General features: G+C 67.6%; 1 protein-coding gene. It reads left to right on the top strand.

Annotated features, from left to right (window positions below; genetic code table 11):
- On the top strand, positions 1–281 hold a 281-nt coding region (locus IFU29_RS23000; RefSeq protein WP_191935779.1), incomplete at both ends, for a fimbria/pilus outer membrane usher protein.

Genomic DNA, 281 nt, shown 5'->3' with positions numbered 1-281 from the left:
CGATAACGCCCATCAGGTGGGGTATTACGACCGGCTCAATGAGCGGGATACCTATCAGGTGAGTGCCGGTACGGCGCGCAGCGGCGCGACCGCCAGCGGCTACTACAGCCACAGCGGCGATCTCAGCCAGGTGAACGCCAGCGCCAGCTACCAGGCCGGGGAGTACAGCTCGCTGGGGCTGTCGGTGCAGGGCGGCGCAACCGCCACCCTGAAAGGCGCGGCACTGCACCGCAACAGCATCAGTGGGGGCACCCGCATGCTGCTGGATACCGACGGCGTGC

The organism is Erwinia persicina (genome assembly GCF_014838825.1).
Lineage (GTDB): Bacteria > Pseudomonadota > Gammaproteobacteria > Enterobacterales > Enterobacteriaceae > Erwinia > Erwinia persicina_A.
This window is presented reverse-complemented; position numbering and strand designations above follow the sequence as displayed.